General features: G+C 70.0%; 11 protein-coding genes. 8 read left to right on the forward strand and 3 right to left on the reverse strand.

Annotated elements, in window-relative coordinates; genetic code table 11:
* Positions 1–109 precede the first annotated feature (109 nt).
* Positions 110–4078, reverse strand: coding sequence for a type VII secretion protein EccCa (gene eccCa / locus OG245_RS28435; RefSeq protein ID WP_371626240.1), 3969 nt, complete (start codon positions 4076–4078; stop codon positions 110–112).
* A gap of 489 nt (positions 4079–4567) precedes the next feature.
* Between eccCa and eccD the strand changes: the two genes are divergently transcribed.
* The 6 genes from eccD (at position 4568) to OG245_RS28465 (ending at position 11811) form a co-directional block, all read left to right on the forward strand.
* Positions 4568–6070: a type VII secretion integral membrane protein EccD gene (eccD, locus tag OG245_RS28440; RefSeq protein WP_371626241.1), complete on the forward strand. Its 1503-nt coding sequence runs from the start codon at positions 4568–4570 to the stop codon at positions 6068–6070.
* A 282-nt stretch (positions 6071–6352) separates the two neighbouring features.
* Complete coding sequence (gene rpsO / locus OG245_RS28445) at positions 6353–6643, forward strand: 30S ribosomal protein S15 (protein ID WP_003965855.1); 291 nt, start codon at positions 6353–6355, stop codon at positions 6641–6643.
* A 308-nt stretch (positions 6644–6951) separates the two neighbouring features.
* Complete coding sequence (locus OG245_RS28450; protein WP_371628013.1) at positions 6952–9165, forward strand: polyribonucleotide nucleotidyltransferase; 2214 nt, start codon at positions 6952–6954, stop codon at positions 9163–9165.
* A complete protein-coding gene (locus OG245_RS28455) occupies positions 9162–10541 on the forward strand; it encodes a M16 family metallopeptidase (protein ID WP_371626242.1) in 1380 nt (459 codons plus the stop codon). The genes OG245_RS28450 and OG245_RS28455 overlap by 4 nt, the downstream gene beginning before the upstream one ends.
* A 17-nt stretch (positions 10542–10558) precedes the next feature.
* Positions 10559–11311, forward strand: coding sequence for a 4-hydroxy-tetrahydrodipicolinate reductase (dapB, locus tag OG245_RS28460; protein ID WP_371626243.1), 753 nt, complete (start codon positions 10559–10561; stop codon positions 11309–11311).
* 11 nt (positions 11312–11322) lie between these two features.
* On the forward strand, positions 11323–11811 hold the full coding sequence (locus OG245_RS28465; RefSeq protein WP_371626244.1) for a hypothetical protein: 489 nt from the start codon (positions 11323–11325) through the stop codon (positions 11809–11811).
* 86 nt (positions 11812–11897) lie between these two features.
* On the opposite strand, the gene OG245_RS28470 is transcribed toward OG245_RS28465, so the two are convergent.
* Together OG245_RS28470 and OG245_RS28475 are read right to left on the reverse strand one after the other, a co-directional pair.
* A complete protein-coding gene (locus OG245_RS28470; protein WP_371626245.1) occupies positions 11898–12449 on the reverse strand; it encodes a hypothetical protein in 552 nt (183 codons plus the stop codon).
* 109 nt (positions 12450–12558) lie between these two features.
* A complete protein-coding gene (locus OG245_RS28475; RefSeq protein ID WP_371626246.1) occupies positions 12559–12798 on the reverse strand; it encodes a hypothetical protein in 240 nt (79 codons plus the stop codon).
* A gap of 197 nt (positions 12799–12995) precedes the next feature.
* Between OG245_RS28475 and thyX the strand changes: the two genes are divergently transcribed.
* Both thyX and dapA read left to right on the forward strand, forming a co-directional pair.
* Positions 12996–13733 carry an FAD-dependent thymidylate synthase gene (gene thyX / locus OG245_RS28480; RefSeq protein ID WP_371626247.1) on the forward strand — a complete coding sequence of 246 codons (738 nt, stop codon included), beginning with the start codon at positions 12996–12998 and terminating at the stop codon, positions 13731–13733.
* A 152-nt stretch (positions 13734–13885) separates the two neighbouring features.
* Entirely contained in the window at positions 13886–14785 is a 900-nt protein-coding gene (gene dapA, locus OG245_RS28485) for a 4-hydroxy-tetrahydrodipicolinate synthase (protein WP_371626248.1), read from the forward strand.
* Positions 14786–14867 lie beyond the last annotated feature (82 nt).

Genomic DNA, 14867 nt, shown 5'->3' on the forward strand with positions numbered 1-14867 from the left:
GCCTGCTCAAGACCGTCGAATCGCAGGCGGAGGCAGAGGGGGCGGGGGCGGGACACTCAGAACCATCTGTGTGTCCCGCCCCCGCCCCCTCTGCCTCCGCGACCCGTCGCTACCCCTCCATCAGCCCCGTCTGCACCAGCGGGTTCCCCCGGCGCCGGGTGACGAAGATGCCCCGGCCCGCAGGCATCGGGCGCGGTCGTACGTTGCCGAGGATGTCGCCCTCGTTCGGATCGCCCGACAGGATCACGCCCTGCGCGCCCAGCTCGATCATGCGCTGGAGGAAGGGCTCGTACAGGGCCCGGCTGGCCCCCGCCGTGTTGCGGGCGATGATGAAGCGGACGCCCACGTCGCGGGCGAACGGCAGCAGCTCCGTGATCGCCGAGAGCGGGTTGCCGCTCGACGTGGAGACCAGGTCGAAGTCGTCGATGACGACGTACACCGTGGGGCCCTGCCACCAGCTCTGGTCGCGCAGCTCCTGCGCCGTGACGTCGGCGGACGGTGTGCGGCGCTTCATCAGATCGTGCAGCGCCGCCATGTGATGTTCCATGTTGTTGGACATCGGGATGTACTCCGCCAGGTGCGACCGCGGGGTCACATCGAGCAGCGAACGCCGGTTGTCGATGACGAAGAGCTTGCAGGAATCGCCGTCGTACCGCTCGGTCAGCTGCTTGATGAGCAGCCGCAGCAGGTTGGACTTCCCGGACTCGCTCTCGCCGAACGCCAGGAAGAACGGGTCCTGCTCGAAGTTCAGGAACACCGGCTCCAGGTTGTTCTCGTCGATGCCGAAGGCGACGCCGCGCTCCGGTACCGCGAAGCCGGCCGGAAGCTCGCCCGCCGGCAGCGCACGCGGCAGCAGACGCACCGTCGGGGCGGGCGCGGCCGTCCAGTGGCGGGCGACCTCCTGGTTCATCGCCGCGGTGGCCTCCGAGAGGTCGCTGTCGGAGTTGATGCTGTCGATGCGCGGCACCGCCGCCATGAAGTGCAGCTTCTCCGGGGTCAGGCCGCGGCCCGGCACCCCGGCGGGCACGTTGGCCGCCACCTTGCGGTCCAGTTCGGAGTCCATCACGTCGCCGAGCCGCAGCTCCAGGCGGTTCATGAGGTGGTCCTTCAGGCTGGCCCGCACCTCCATGGAACGCGACGCCGTGACGATCAGGTGGATGCCGTAACCGAGCCCGCGTGCCGCGATGTCCGTGGCAGCCGCCTCCAGCGCCTCGTAGTCCGCGCGGAAGTTGCCCCACCCGTCGATGACCAGGAACACGTCACCCCACGGCTGGTCCGTCGCGGAGATGTCACCGCGCGCCCGCAGCCTGCGGAACGTGGCGATGGAGTCGATCCCGGCGCTGCGGAAGTACTCCTCGCGCCGGGCCATGATGCCGTACACCTCGGCGACCGTACGGCGTACCCGCTCGGGGTCGAGGCGGGACGCGATGCCGCCGACGTGCGGCAGACCCGCGATCGAGGACATGCCGCCGCCACCGAAGTCGAGGCCGTAGAACTGGACCTCCTCCGGTGTGTGGGTGAGCGCGAAGCCGGCGATCAGCGTCCGCAGCAGCGTCGACTTCCCCGACTGCGGCCCTCCGGTGATCTGCATATGGCCGGCGGCGCCGGAGAAGTCCCGGTAGAGGGTGTCGCGCCGCTGCTCGAACGGCTTGTCGATGACGCCCAGGGGCACGACCAGTCGGCCCGATCCCTCGAAGCCGGGCTGCGTCAGCCCCCGGCCCTGCACCGGGGAGAGCCCGGGCAGCAGCTCGTCCAGCGACGGCGGATTGTCCAGCGGCGGCAGCCACACCTGGTGGGCGGAGGCTCCACGGCCCTCCAGGCGGCGCACGATCACATCGAGCACCGTGTCCGCCAGCGCGTCGTCCTGCGCCGAGCGCTGATCCGGTACGCCTCCGGGCTGCGCGGCCGGCTGGACGTACCGCACCGGAACCGGCGCGGCCGTGAAAGGAACCGGCCTGCGGTCCACCGGCAGCGGCGCACCCGGCGCGGCGGCCCGGTGCGCGCCCGAGCGGTACACCCCGGAGACGTACGCGGCCTTGAACCGGACCATCTCCTCCGTACCGAACTTGAGCAGCCCCGAACCGGGCACGTTGGGCAGGTGGTACGCGTCGGGCACACCGATCGCCGCACGGGACTCGGCCGCCGAGAACGTCCGCAGACCCACCCGGTAGGACAGATACGTCTCCAGACCGCGCAGCCGCCCCTCCTCCAGACGCTGCGAGGCCAGCAGCAGATGCACACCCAGCGAACGGCCGATACGGCCGATCTGGACGAACATCTCGATGAAGTCCGGTTTGGCGGTGAGGAGTTCGCTGAACTCGTCGATGACCAGGACGAGCGAGGGAATGGGCTGCAACGGCGCACCGGCCGCGCGCGCCTTCTCGTAGTCGTGGATGTTGGCGTAGTTGCCCGCGTCGCGCAGCATCTCCTGCCGGCGGTTGAGCTCACCGCTGATGGAGTCACCCATACGGTCGACCAGCGTCAGGTCGTCCGCGAGGTTGGTGATCACGGCCGCGACATGGGGCATCTGCGCCATACCGGCGAAGGTCGCGCCGCCCTTGAAGTCGGCGAGAACGAAGTTCAGCGTCTCCGAGGTGTGGGTGACGGCGAGACCGAGCACCAGCGTACGCAGCAGCTCGGACTTGCCGGAACCGGTGGCGCCGACGCACAGACCGTGCGGGCCCATGCCCTCCTGGGCGGCCTCCTTCAGGTCCAGCATCACGGGCGAACCGTCCTCGCCCACACCGATCGGCACCCGCAGCCGCTCCGCCTGCGAGCGCGGCCGCCAGGTCCGGCTGACCTCGATCGAGGCGGCGTCCCCGAGGTTCAGCAGATCGGTGAACTCCAGGTTCGCCAGCAGGGGTTCGTCGTCGTCCCCGCCCGTCGCCATGTGCAGCGGGGCCAACTGGCGGGCGAGCGCCTCGGCGGCCTCGTAGCTCAGCAGGTCCGGAAGGCCGTCGTAGACGAGCCCCTGGCCCGACTCCAGCTGCAACGACGTCGGCTGCACCACGACGGAGAGGCCTCCGCGGGACCCGGTGACCTCACCCGGCACCACCTCGATGACCGTCACACCCTGGAGGCCCTCCGCCGAGGCGAGCACCGACATGGGCGGCACCGACTCACCGTCCAGGACCACGACGACGTGCGGCTGCTCCAGGAGCGGCTGGCCGCCGGGCTGGAAGCGGGGCCTGCCCTCCAGGCGGCCCGCCAGCAACTCCTCCAGGGCCAGGGCGTTGGTGGTGATGAGGCGCCGGCTCCCCGCACCGTCCACGGGCCCGGAGGTCTGGGCGTGCGGGAGCCACTTCGCCCACTCCCACTGCGGCGCGGCCTCCGCACCGGTGGCGACCGCGATCACCAGGTCCTGCGGGGAGTGCAGAGAGGCCAGCCCGCCGACCATGGCCCGCGCCGCGGAGCGCGCGGAATCCGCGTGGCCGCTGATCGTGAGGTGGTAGAACGCCCGCAGCGAGACGGCCATGGGCAGACCGTCCAGCGTGGAGTGCGTCGCCAGGAACTGCTGCATCGCCCCGGCGGCCAGCGGCTCCAGTTCGTCCACGGGCGCCGTCTCGGGCGCGATGAGCGGTGTGGCCAGCTCCTGGCTGCCCAGCCCGATGCGCACCTGCGCGAAGTCCGCGTCACCGGCACGCCGCTCCCACACGCGGCTGCCCTCGGCGACGAGCGCCCACAGCTGCTCGGGGGACGGGTGGAGGTAGAACTGCGCGTCCCGCTGCTTGCGGGCCGTCTTCAGCACCGTGCGCCGGGTCTGCGTCAGGTACTTCAGATAGTCGCGGCGCAGATCCGCCAGCTCTCCCTGAGTGCCCCGCCGGTACCGCACGAGCATCGCGATGGCCATGGCCAACGTCGAGGCAATCATGATCATGCCCATGATCCGCATGATCGGGTTCGGCGTCATGAAGAAGAAGACGACGGAACCACCCATGCCCAGCATCGGCAGGAGCTGCATCAGCGCCCCCTCCTGCTGGCCCCGGGGGAGTTCCGGCGGAGGTTGCAACTGCACCTGCTCGACCGGCACTTCGGTGGGCAGGGCCCGCGGTGGGCGCTTGACGACGATCTGGCTCACAGCTCACCAATTCCCTTGCCGGACGGAAGTGTTCCTATCGGCGCCCCCGTGGCGACGGGCTCCATCCGCGGGAAGGATCCTACTGGCGTGACGGCGGTCCCATGGCGGTAGGGTGTCGCGACGCGTGTACGCATCCGCTAACTGTCGAGAGAAGACGGTCATTCGGGACGTGCGGTGCGATCCGTGGTCCCGGCGGTGTGTTTCCGACGGAAGCGGACGTGGCCCGGCGGAAGCGGGGCAGCGGAGATCCGGTCGGCGGGAGCCGCGGCGACAGCTGTGCGCAACAGCGGCAGAGGCCGGACGGCGGCAGCAGAGCAGGACAGCAGCAACCAGCAAGAGAGCCGGACAACAGCAGGGCAAGACAGCAGCAGAGCACGACAGCAGTCACAGAGCAGGACAGCGGCAACAGGGCGAACGGCCGTGGAAGCGCAGAACAAAGAGCGCAGAACAAGCTAGTCAAGCCAGTAGTAGGGGGAGCACCAGGTGACCATGACGGCCCAAGCGGCAGCCACCGGATCCGGTCGGCAAAGTCACGGGACCCCGTCCGGCAGCGGCACCGGATTCTGCCGGGTCACGGTCGTCGCGCCCGACAGCCGGGTCGACGTGGCCCTGCCCGAGGACATCCCCGTAGCCGATCTGTATCCCGAGATCCTCCGGCTGTCCGGACAGAGCCCCGCACCCGGCGCACCGGTCGGCTACCACCTGGTGCGCCGCGACGGCACCGTCCTGGACAGCGCGCGCACACTCGCCGGCCACCGCATCCTCGACGGCGAGCTGCTGTCGATGCGGCCCTTCTCCGAATCACTGCCCCCCGCCGTCTTCGACGACGTCTCGGACGCCGTGGCCACCGCCGTGGCCAAGGACCGCACGCTCTGGGGTGACGCACTCATGCGCGGCGCCGGCCTCTTCGGCGGCTCCGTCCTGCTGGCCCTGCTCGGCTTCGTGCTGTGGACGGCCGACCCGCTCCACGACATGCACGGCCTGCCGGGCATCCTGGCGGCCGTCGTCGCCCTGCTCCTGCTCGCCTTCGCCTGCGTGCGTGCGCGGGTGTACGACGACCGCGCCTCGTCGATCGCGCTCGGCACCGGCGCCCTGGTGAACGCGGCGGTGGCCGGCTCCGGCCTGCTTCCGCCGAGCGCCGGTCAGGGCATCGGACGGCTCCAGTTCCTGCTCGCCTGTGCGGCGGTCCTGGTCGTGGCGGTCATTCTGATGATCGTCGCGCCCGGCGGGGACGGGCCGTTCGTCGCGTTCGTCTTCGCCAGCGCCGTCGGCCTCCTGGTCACCTTCGTCGCGATCCTGAGCGACATGAAGCCGATCGAGGCCGCCGCCGTCTGCTCCCCGCTCGCCGTGGGGGCCCTCGCCTTCCTGCCGGGTCTCTCCACCCGCTTCGCCCGGCTGCCCATCGGATTCGAGCCGCCCCGCACCACGGTCGGCGACTACGGGACCTCCGAGCCCGCGGCCACGGGCCCGGTGGACGCCGTGCGCCTCGCCGCCCAGGCGCGGCGCGGCCATGAACTGCTCCTCGGCCTGGTCGGCGGCTGCGCCCTGGTGGCCGTGGCGGCCGCGGCGGTGCTGGGGTTCTCGAACAACGTCTGGGGCCAGCTGCTCGCCCTGGCCACCGGGGTCGCCATGCTGATGCGCGCCCATCTGTTCCGCTACACGGCCCAGGTCGGCTGCGCGCTCGCCGCGGGCCTCGGCTCCCTCGTCCTGCTGGGCCTGGGGCTCTCCCTCAACCCGCCGGCCGCCATGGTGCGCGACGCGCTGCGCGGCGAGGGCGCCGCACTCGACATCCGTACGGTGTGGCTCGCCGCGGCGGTCGCCGGCGTCGCCGTCCTGATCACCGCCATCGGCCTGATCGTGCCACGCAAGGGGGTGACCCCGTTCTGGGGGCGCTTCCTGGAGATCGCGGAGACGGTGGTCCTGCTGACGCTGCTCCCGCTCTGCCTCGCGGTCTTCGACGTCTACCACTCGATCCGCGCCCTCACCAGCTGATCATCGGAAGGCGTCGACAGGCGCCGACCGATCGCCGAAGGACAGCGGCTGATCAGCGGCGAGCACCGGCTGACCAGCGGTGAACACTGATCGGGCACAGGCTGACCAGCGGCGAGGCGTGACCCGAATGGCTGGTACTCTGTCCAGTGGCCGTTTGTGTACGCGTCCTCGGATCATCCTGGGGGCTGCGCTCATCGGACCTTCGCCTCCGAGTCACGGAAGCTCCCCTGAGATCAAGACCAGGGGCACTCGTGGGCGCTTCGAACATCAAGAGGAGTACGCGTGCCGCTCGACGCCGCTACGAAGAAGCAGATCATGTCCGAGTTCGCCCAGAAGGAGGGTGACACCGGATCCCCCGAGGTCCAGGTCGCCATGCTCTCCCGCCGGATCTCGGACCTGACGGAGCACCTCAAGACGCACAAGCACGACCACCACTCCCGTCGTGGTCTGCTGATCCTGGTCGGCCAGCGTCGCCGCCTCCTGCAGTACCTGGCCAAGAAGGACATCCAGCGCTTCCGTGCGCTCGTCGACCGCCTCGGCATCCGCCGCGGCGCGGCCGGCGGCGCCAAGTAAGGACGCTGTGGAAAGGGAGCGGTGCCCGCGTTCGAGGGGACCGCTCCCTTTGCCGTACGTGCACGACCGGTGTCAAGCTCAGTAACCTGGGTGCAGCGACACCCGCACGACCAGCGCGACGAACACGCGCGACGCAAGAACGAGGGAGAGGCGCGACGACGCCGCCGCCGGTCCTCGGTAGTGGCCCCCGGGAACATGCCCGGGAGCTTCGATCGAAGACCGGCCCGCATCCACGGTGCGCCTCTCCCGCACCGTCCCCCGCCACACGGGCGTGAGGACGAAAGACGACGAGTATGGAGAAATCACTAGTGGAGAACGAGACCCACTACGCCGAGGCCGTTATCGACAACGGAACCTTCGGCACCCGCACCATCCGCTTCGAGACGGGCCGCCTGGCCAAGCAGGCCGCCGGCTCCGCCGTCGCGTACCTGGACGACGACACCATGGTGCTGTCGGCCACCACCGCTTCCAAGCGGCCCAAGGACAACCTCGACTTCTTCCCCCTCACGGTGGACGTCGAGGAGCGGCAGTACGCGGCCGGCAAGATCCCCGGCTCCTTCTTCCGCCGTGAGGGCCGGCCCTCCGAGGACGCGATCCTCACCTGCCGCCTGATCGACCGGCCGCTGCGCCCCTCCTTCAAGAAGGGCCTGCGCAACGAGATCCAGATCGTCGAGACGATCATGGCGCTCAACCCCGACCACCTGTACGACGTGGTCGCGATCAACGCCGCCTCCTGCTCCACCATCCTGGCGGGCCTGCCCTTCTCCGGCCCGATCGGCGCCACCCGCGTCGCCCTGATCAAGGGCCAGTGGGTCGCGTTCCCGACGCACACCGAGCTCGAGGACGCCGTCTTCGACATGGTCGTCGCCGGTCGCGTCCTGGAGGACGGCGACGTCGCGATCATGATGGTCGAGGCCGAGGCCACCGAGAAGACCATCCAGCTCGTCAAGGACGGCGCCGAGGCTCCCACCGAGGAGATCGTCGCCGCCGGTCTGGACGCCGCGAAGCCCTTCATCAAGGCGCTCTGCAAGGCCCAGTCCGACCTGGCCTCCAAGGCCGCCAAGCCGGTCGGCGAGTTCCCGGTCTTCCTGGACTACCAGGACGACGTCTTCGAGGCGCTCTCCAAGGCCGTCACCTCCGAGCTGACGCAGGCGCTCACCATCGCCGGCAAGCAGGACCGCGAGGCCGAGCTGGACCGCGTCAAGGAGATCGCCGCCGAGAAGCTCCTCCCGGCCTTCGAGGGCCGCGAGAAGGAGATCTCCGCCGCGTACCGCTCGCTGACCAAGAAGCTGGTCCGCGAGCGCGTCATCAAGGACAAGGTCCGCATCGACGGCCGCGGCGTCACGGACATCCGTACGCTCGCCGCCGAGGTCGAGGCCATCCCGCGCGTGCACGGCTCGGCGCTGTTCGAGCGTGGCGAGACCCAGATCCTGGGCGTCACCACCCTCAACATGCTCCGTATGGAGCAGCAGCTGGACACCCTCTCCCCGGTGACCCGCAAGCGCTACATGCACAACTACAACTTCCCGCCGTACTCCGTCGGCGAGACCGGCCGCGTGGGCTCGCCCAAGCGCCGCGAGATCGGCCACGGAGCGCTCGCCGAGCGCGCCATCATGCCGGTGCTGCCCTCGCGCGAGGAGTTCCCCTACGCGATCCGCCAGGTCTCCGAGGCGCTGGGCTCCAACGGCTCGACGTCCATGGGCTCGGTCTGCGCCTCCACCATGTCGCTGCTGAACGCAGGTGTGCCCCTCAAGGCCGCCGTCGCCGGTATCGCCATGGGCCTGATCTCCCAGGAGATCGACGGCAAGACCCACTACGTCGCCCTCACCGACATCCTCGGTGCGGAGGACGCCTTCGGCGACATGGACTTCAAGGTCGCCGGTACCAAGCAGTTCGTGACCGCGCTCCAGCTCGACACCAAGCTCGACGGCATCCCCGCCTCGGTCCTGGCCGCCGCGCTGAAGCAGGCCCGTGACGCGCGTCTGCACATCCTGGACGTCATGAACGAGGCCATCGACGTCCCGGACGAGATGTCCCCGAACGCCCCGCGGATCATCACCGTCAAGATCCCGGTGGACAAGATCGGTGAGGTCATCGGCCCCAAGGGCAAGATGATCAACCAGATCCAGGAGGACACCGGCGCCGACATCACGATCGAGGACGACGGCACCATCTACATCGGTGCCCAGCAGGGCTCGCAGGCCGAGGCCGCCCGCGCCACGATCAACGCGATCGCCAACCCGACCATGCCGGAGGTCGGCGAGCGCTACCTGGGCACGGTCGTCAAGACCACCACCTTCGGTGCGTTCGTCTCGCTCATGCCGGGCAAGGACGGTCTGCTGCACATCTCGCAGATCCGCAAGCTCGCCGGTGGCAAGCGCGTGGAGAACGTCGAGGACGTGCTCGCGGTCGGCGCCAAGGTCCAGGTGGAGATCGCCGAGATCGACTCCCGCGGCAAGCTCTCCCTCATCCCCGTCATCGAGGGCGAAGAGGACGAGAAGAAGGACGACACCGACAAGTGACGTCCCGTAGTTCCGCGACGACGGCCCGCGCCTCCTCCGAGGCGCGGGCCGTCGCCCGTACCCAAACGCTTCTGAAGGGCAAGGACGGCATCGGCACCGTCCGCCGGACCGTCCTCCCCGGCGGTCTGCGGATCGTCACCGAGACCCTGCCCTCCGTCCGGTCCGCCACCTTCGGCATCTGGGCCAACGTCGGCTCCCGCGACGAGACGCCCACCCTGAACGGCGCGACCCACTACCTCGAACACCTCCTCTTCAAGGGCACGGCCAAGCGCACCGCCCTCGACATCTCCTCCGCGATCGACGCGGTCGGCGGCGAGATGAACGCCTTCACGGCGAAGGAGTACACCTGCTACTACGCGCGGGTCCTGGACACCGACCTGCCGCTGGCCATCGACGTCGTCTGCGACATGCTGACCGGCTCGCTGATCGCCCCCGAGGACGTCGACGCCGAGCGCGGCGTCATCCTCGAAGAGATCGCGATGACCGAGGACGACCCGGGCGACTGCGTGCACGACCTGTTCGCGCACACCATGCTCGGCGACACCCCCCTGGGCCGACCGGTCCTCGGCACCGTCGACACGATCAACGCGCTGAACCGCGGCCAGATCGCCCGCTTCTACAAGAAGCACTACGACCCCACGCACCTCGTCGTCGCCGCCGCCGGCAACGTCGACCACGCCACGGTCGTACGACAGGTCCGCAGGGCCTTCGAGCGCGCCGGGGCGCTCTCCCGCCACGACGCCGTCCCCATGGCGCCCCGCGAGGGCTCCCGCACCCTGCGCACCGCCGGCAAGGTCGAGCTGCTGAACCGCAAGACCGAGCAGGCCCACGTGGTCCTCGGCATGCCGGGCCTCGCCCGCACCGACGAGCGCCGCTGGGCGCTGGGCGTCCTCAACACCGCCCTCGGCGGCGGCATGAGCTCCCGCCTCTTCCAGGAGGTCCGGGAGAAGCGCGGCCTGGCCTACAGCGTGTACTCGTACACCTCGGGCTTCGCCGACTGCGGCCTCTTCGGCGTGTACGCGGGCTGCCGCCCGAACCAGGTCCACGACGTCCTCAAGATCTGCCGCGACGAGCTGGACCGGGTCGCCACGCACGGACTGGACGACGACGAGGTCGCCCGCGCCATCGGGCAGCTCTCCGGCTCCACCGTCCTCGGCCTGGAGGACACCGGCGCGCTGATGAACCGTATCGGCAAGAGCGAGCTGTGCTGGGGCGAGCAGATGTCCGTCGACGACATGCTCGCGCGCATCGCGGAGGTCACCCCCGACGACGTACGGGAGGTGGCGGGCGAACTCCTCACCCAGCGCCCCTCGCTCTCGGTCATCGGCCCGCTCAAGGACAAGCAGGCGGACCGCCTCCACGAAGCGGTCTCCTAATCCCTTAAGGAATCACCATGAGTAAGCTGCGCGTAGCCGTTCTCGGTGCGAAGGGCCGCATCGGCTCCGAGGCCGTAACCGCGATCGAGGCCGCCGACGACCTGGAGCTGGTGGCGGCCCTGGGCCGGGGCGACAAGCTGGAGACCCTCGTCGACACCGGCACCCAGGCCGTCGTCGAGCTCACCACCCCCGCGTCGGTGATGGGCAACCTCGACTTCTGCGTCCGGCACGGCATCCACGCCGTCGTCGGCACCACGGGCTGGACCGACGAACGGCTCGCGCAGCTGACCACCTGGCTGGACGACTCCCCGGGGACGGGCGTCCTGATCGCCCCGAACTTCTCCATCGGCGCCGTCCTGACCATGAAGTTCGCGGAGCAGGCCGCCCGCTACTTCGAGTCCGTCGAGGTCGTCGAACTCCACCACCCGAACAAGGTCGACGCCCCCTCCGGCACCGCCACCCGCACCGCCCAGCTCATCGCGGCGGCCCGCGCCAAGGCGGGCAGCGCGCCCCAGCCGGACGCCACCACCACCGCCCTGGACGGCGCGCGCGGCGCGGACGTCGACGGCGTCCCGGTCCACGCGATCCGGCTCCGCGGGCTGCTGGCCCACCAGGAAGTGCTGCTCGGCGGTGAGGGCGAGACCCTCACCATCCGCCACGACTCCCTCCACCACAGCAGCTTCATGCCGGGCATCCTGCTCGGCGTCCGCCGTGTGGTGACCACTCCCGGCCTCACGTTCGGCCTGGAACACTTCCTCGACCTGAACTGACTGAGCCCACCATGCGCGCAAAGATCACCTACATCGTCACGGCCGCCGTCCTGGTCTTCTACTTCGTCCTGGTCGGCAGCCGCGGCCTGATGCTCATCCGGCACGGCACGCTGGTCACGGTCACGTTCGGGGTCGCCGTGCTGATCCTGCCGGTGATCGGCGTCTGGTTCCTCTGGAAGAACACCCAGTTCGTCCGCCGCGCCAACGCCCTGGCGGCCGAGCTGGACGCGGAGGGCGGCCTGCCGGTCGACGACCTGGCCCGCACGCCGTCCGGCCGGATCGACCGGGACGCCGCCGACGCGGTCTTCACCAAGCGCCGCGAGGAGACCGAGGACGCCCCGGACGACTGGCGCACCTGGTTCAGGCTGGCGGTCGCCTACCAGGACGCGAGGGACACCCCGCGAGCCCGCAAGGCGATGCAGAGGGCGATCGCACTGCACCGGTCCAGGCCGTCCCCCGTGCTCAGCCCGTCCGCGGCTCCCGGCCCGTCCGGAGATTGAGGACGTCCTCCCCGACGTACGCGAGTGAGCCCGGGACCGATCACGGTCCCGGGCTCACTCACGTACAGGTCGCGGCAGGCAGGGGCTCACCCCTGCCGGTACTCGTCCGCCCAGGCCTCCACCGCGTCCGTGGCCCGCTCGAACGCCTCCTCGCGCCCGAGGAAGTCCGCGTTGTGGTCGGTGGTCAGCGGCGGCAGCGTCTCACCGTTCTGCCGGACCACGACGAGCGCCTGGCCCTGGACCGTACGGGGAAGGCCCATCCACTTCACGGGCTGCTGGACCGTACGGACCGCGGACGTGCCGCTCCAGGCCACCGTGGTGGTCCGGAAGAACGCGACGCGCCGCACTCCGTGGCGGCTGACCCACGCGCCGACCCGCAGCAGTCGCAGGGCGGCGGCGATCAGCGCACCGGCCAGAGCCAGACACACGGTGGCGCCCGAAGGCGCTCCGGCCACCCCGATGATCATGGCCGCGAGCAGAACGAACGAGGCCAGCAACAACAGGGTGGCCGCCGCCGCGACCCGCCACGGGCCGGGGCGGTAGGGCCGCCGCCAGCTGTCGTGGTCGTCGAACGGCAGCGCGACGTCCTCCGCGCTCGCGTCGAATGCGCGGTCGGCCGTCAGAAAGGGCAGGGGCACGACTCATCCTCACTCACAAGCACGCTCGATTGCTGTGCCCGGTGAGGCTACCGAGAGTGCCACCGGCCCGACCACCCCAGGGGGTCCGTACGAGTCAGCGGCGTACGGGTCAGCGGCCCTGCGACGCCTCGGACTGCTTGCCGTGCGCCGGGGACTGCGGGGATTCGAGAGCCGGGAGCCCCAGCAGCAGGGAGCCCACGAGGCCGGCGACCACGGTGAGCCCGACCAGGGACCGCCCCAGAAGTTCGGGAACGGTGGCACGGGTCGCGGGCGGGGGAGTGACATTGCTGCGGAATCGGTCGGACTCGGCGACGAACGAGAACGGGACGGCTTCACGCCGGCGGAACATGAGGAAACTCTCCTTGATCTCAGTGACGGGTGCTGCTAATGAGTCAGACGTACGAACGGCCCGATCGGTGCCCCGAATCGCCGTAACGTTTGAAGGACTCCACGAACGGCTGCCCGAGGCCGCCGCGTGCATGCCCCGTCCGCCCGGCCCGTAAAGTGGTCGCCGCCCGAGCGACGCCATTGGAAGGACCCCTGTCGGTGACCGACACCCCCGAACCCGCAAAGCCCCACTTCCGCAGTGACGTCACCGTCGAGCTGGTGAAGAGCGACGCGCGCGACGCGGACGTGCTGTTCGCCGCCCGGGTCTCCACCGCCGGCGAGCAGTCGCTCGAAGAGGTCACCAAGGACCCCGAGCGCTCCAAGGGGCTCATCAACTACCTCATGCGGGACCGGCACGGCAGCCCGTTCGAGCACAACTCGATGACGTTCTTCGTCAGCGCCCCGATCTTCGTCTTCCGCGAGTTCATGCGGCACCGCGTCGGCTGGTCGTACAACGAGGAATCGGGCCGCTACAGGGAGCTGGACCCGGTCTTCTACGTCCCCGGAACCTCCCGCAAGCTGGTCCAGCAGGGCCGTCCCGGCAAGTACGAGTTCGTCGAGGGCACCGAGGAGCAGTACGACCTGACGACCCGCGCCATGGAGGAGTCCTACCGGGCCTCCTACGCGGCGTACCAGGAGATGCTTGCCGCGGGCGTGGCCCGCGAGGTCGCCCGTGCGGTGCTGCCGGTCGGCCTCTTCTCCACGATGTACGCCACCTGCAACGCACGCTCCCTGATGCACTTCCTCGGCCTGCGCACCCAGCACGAGCTGGCGAAGGTTCCGTCCTTCCCGCAGCGCGAGATCGAGATGGTCGGCGAGCAGATGGAAGCCCACTGGGAGCGGCTCATGCCGCTCACTCATGCGGCCTTCAACAAAAATGGACGGGTAGCCCCGTAGGCGGTGTCCGTATTGCGGCGTTTCGAGAAGTTCATCTAGGCTGATCAAACGGACCCGGCACTGCTTGAACCCCCGAGCAGGCAGTGCCGGGCTCCTCTTCCCCGTCCCCCCGAGGGGACCCCGCGCGCTGAGCAGCGAGTAGCGTGTTACCCATGGCTCCGATCTCCACTCCGCAGACCCCCTTCGGGCGGGTCCTCACCGCTATGGTCACGCCCTTCACGGCGGACGGCGCTCTCGACCTCGACGGCGCCCAGCGGCTCGCCGCCCACCTGGTGGACGCAGGCAATGACGGCCTGATCGTCAACGGCACCACCGGTGAGTCCCCGACCACCAGTGACACGGAGAAGGACCAGCTCGTACGGGCGGTGCTCGAAGCGGTCGGCGACCGCGCGCATGTCGTCGCCGGCATCGGCACCAATGACACCCGGCACAGCGTCGAGCTCGCCCGGACGGCCGAGCGAACCGGCGCCCACGGCCTGCTCGCGGTGACGCCCTACTACAACAAGCCGCCGCAGGAGGGCCTGCTCCGGCACTTCACGGCCATCGCCGACTCCACGGGCCTGCCCGTGATGCTGTACGACATCCCCGGCCGCAGCGGGGTGCCGATCGACACCGAGACCCTCGTCCGGCTGGCCGACCACCCGCGGATCGTCGCGAACAAGGACGCCAAGGGCGACCTGGGCCGTGCCAGCTGGGCCATCGCCGAATCGGGACTCGCCTGGTACTCGGGCGACGACATGCTCAACCTGCCCCTCCTCTCGGTCGGCGCGGTCGGCTTCGTCTCCGTGGTCGGCCACATGGTCACCCCCGAGCTGCGGGCCCTGATCGACGCGTATGCGAGCGGCGACGTCCAGAAGGCCACCGAGATCCACCAGAAGCTGCTCCCGGTCTTCACCGGGATGTTCCGCACCCAGGGCGTCATCACCACGAAGGCCGCCCTGACCCTCCAGGGACTCCCGGCCGGACCGCTGCGCCTGCCGCTGGTGGAGCTCAGCGCCCAGGAGACGGCCCAGCTCAAGATCGATCTCGCCGCCGGCGGGGTACAGCTCTAGGCACCGACCTCTTTGAACACGGACTTCACAACTGAATACGCGAGGCGACTCGCATCGAGCACCACCCCAAGACAACAGCAAG

Origin of the sequence: Streptomyces sp. NBC_01116 (assembly GCF_041435495.1) — a bacterium.
In the GTDB taxonomy this organism is placed as follows: Bacteria; Actinomycetota; Actinomycetes; order Streptomycetales; family Streptomycetaceae; genus Streptomyces.

Bases quoted from the DNA above. Each gene is read 5' to 3' on its own strand.
- eccD (WP_371626241.1), top strand. From the start codon at position 4,568: ATGACGGCCCAAGCGGCAGCCACCGGATCCGGTCGGCAAAGTCACGGG.
- dapB (WP_371626243.1), top strand. From the start codon at position 10,559: ATGAGTAAGCTGCGCGTAGCCGTTCTCGGTGCGAAGGGCCGCATCGGC.
- OG245_RS28465 (WP_371626244.1), top strand. From the start codon at position 11,323: ATGCGCGCAAAGATCACCTACATCGTCACGGCCGCCGTCCTGGTCTTC.
- OG245_RS28475 (WP_371626246.1), bottom strand. From the start codon at position 12,798: ATGTTCCGCCGGCGTGAAGCCGTCCCGTTCTCGTTCGTCGCCGAGTCC.
- dapA (WP_371626248.1), top strand. From the start codon at position 13,886: ATGGCTCCGATCTCCACTCCGCAGACCCCCTTCGGGCGGGTCCTCACC.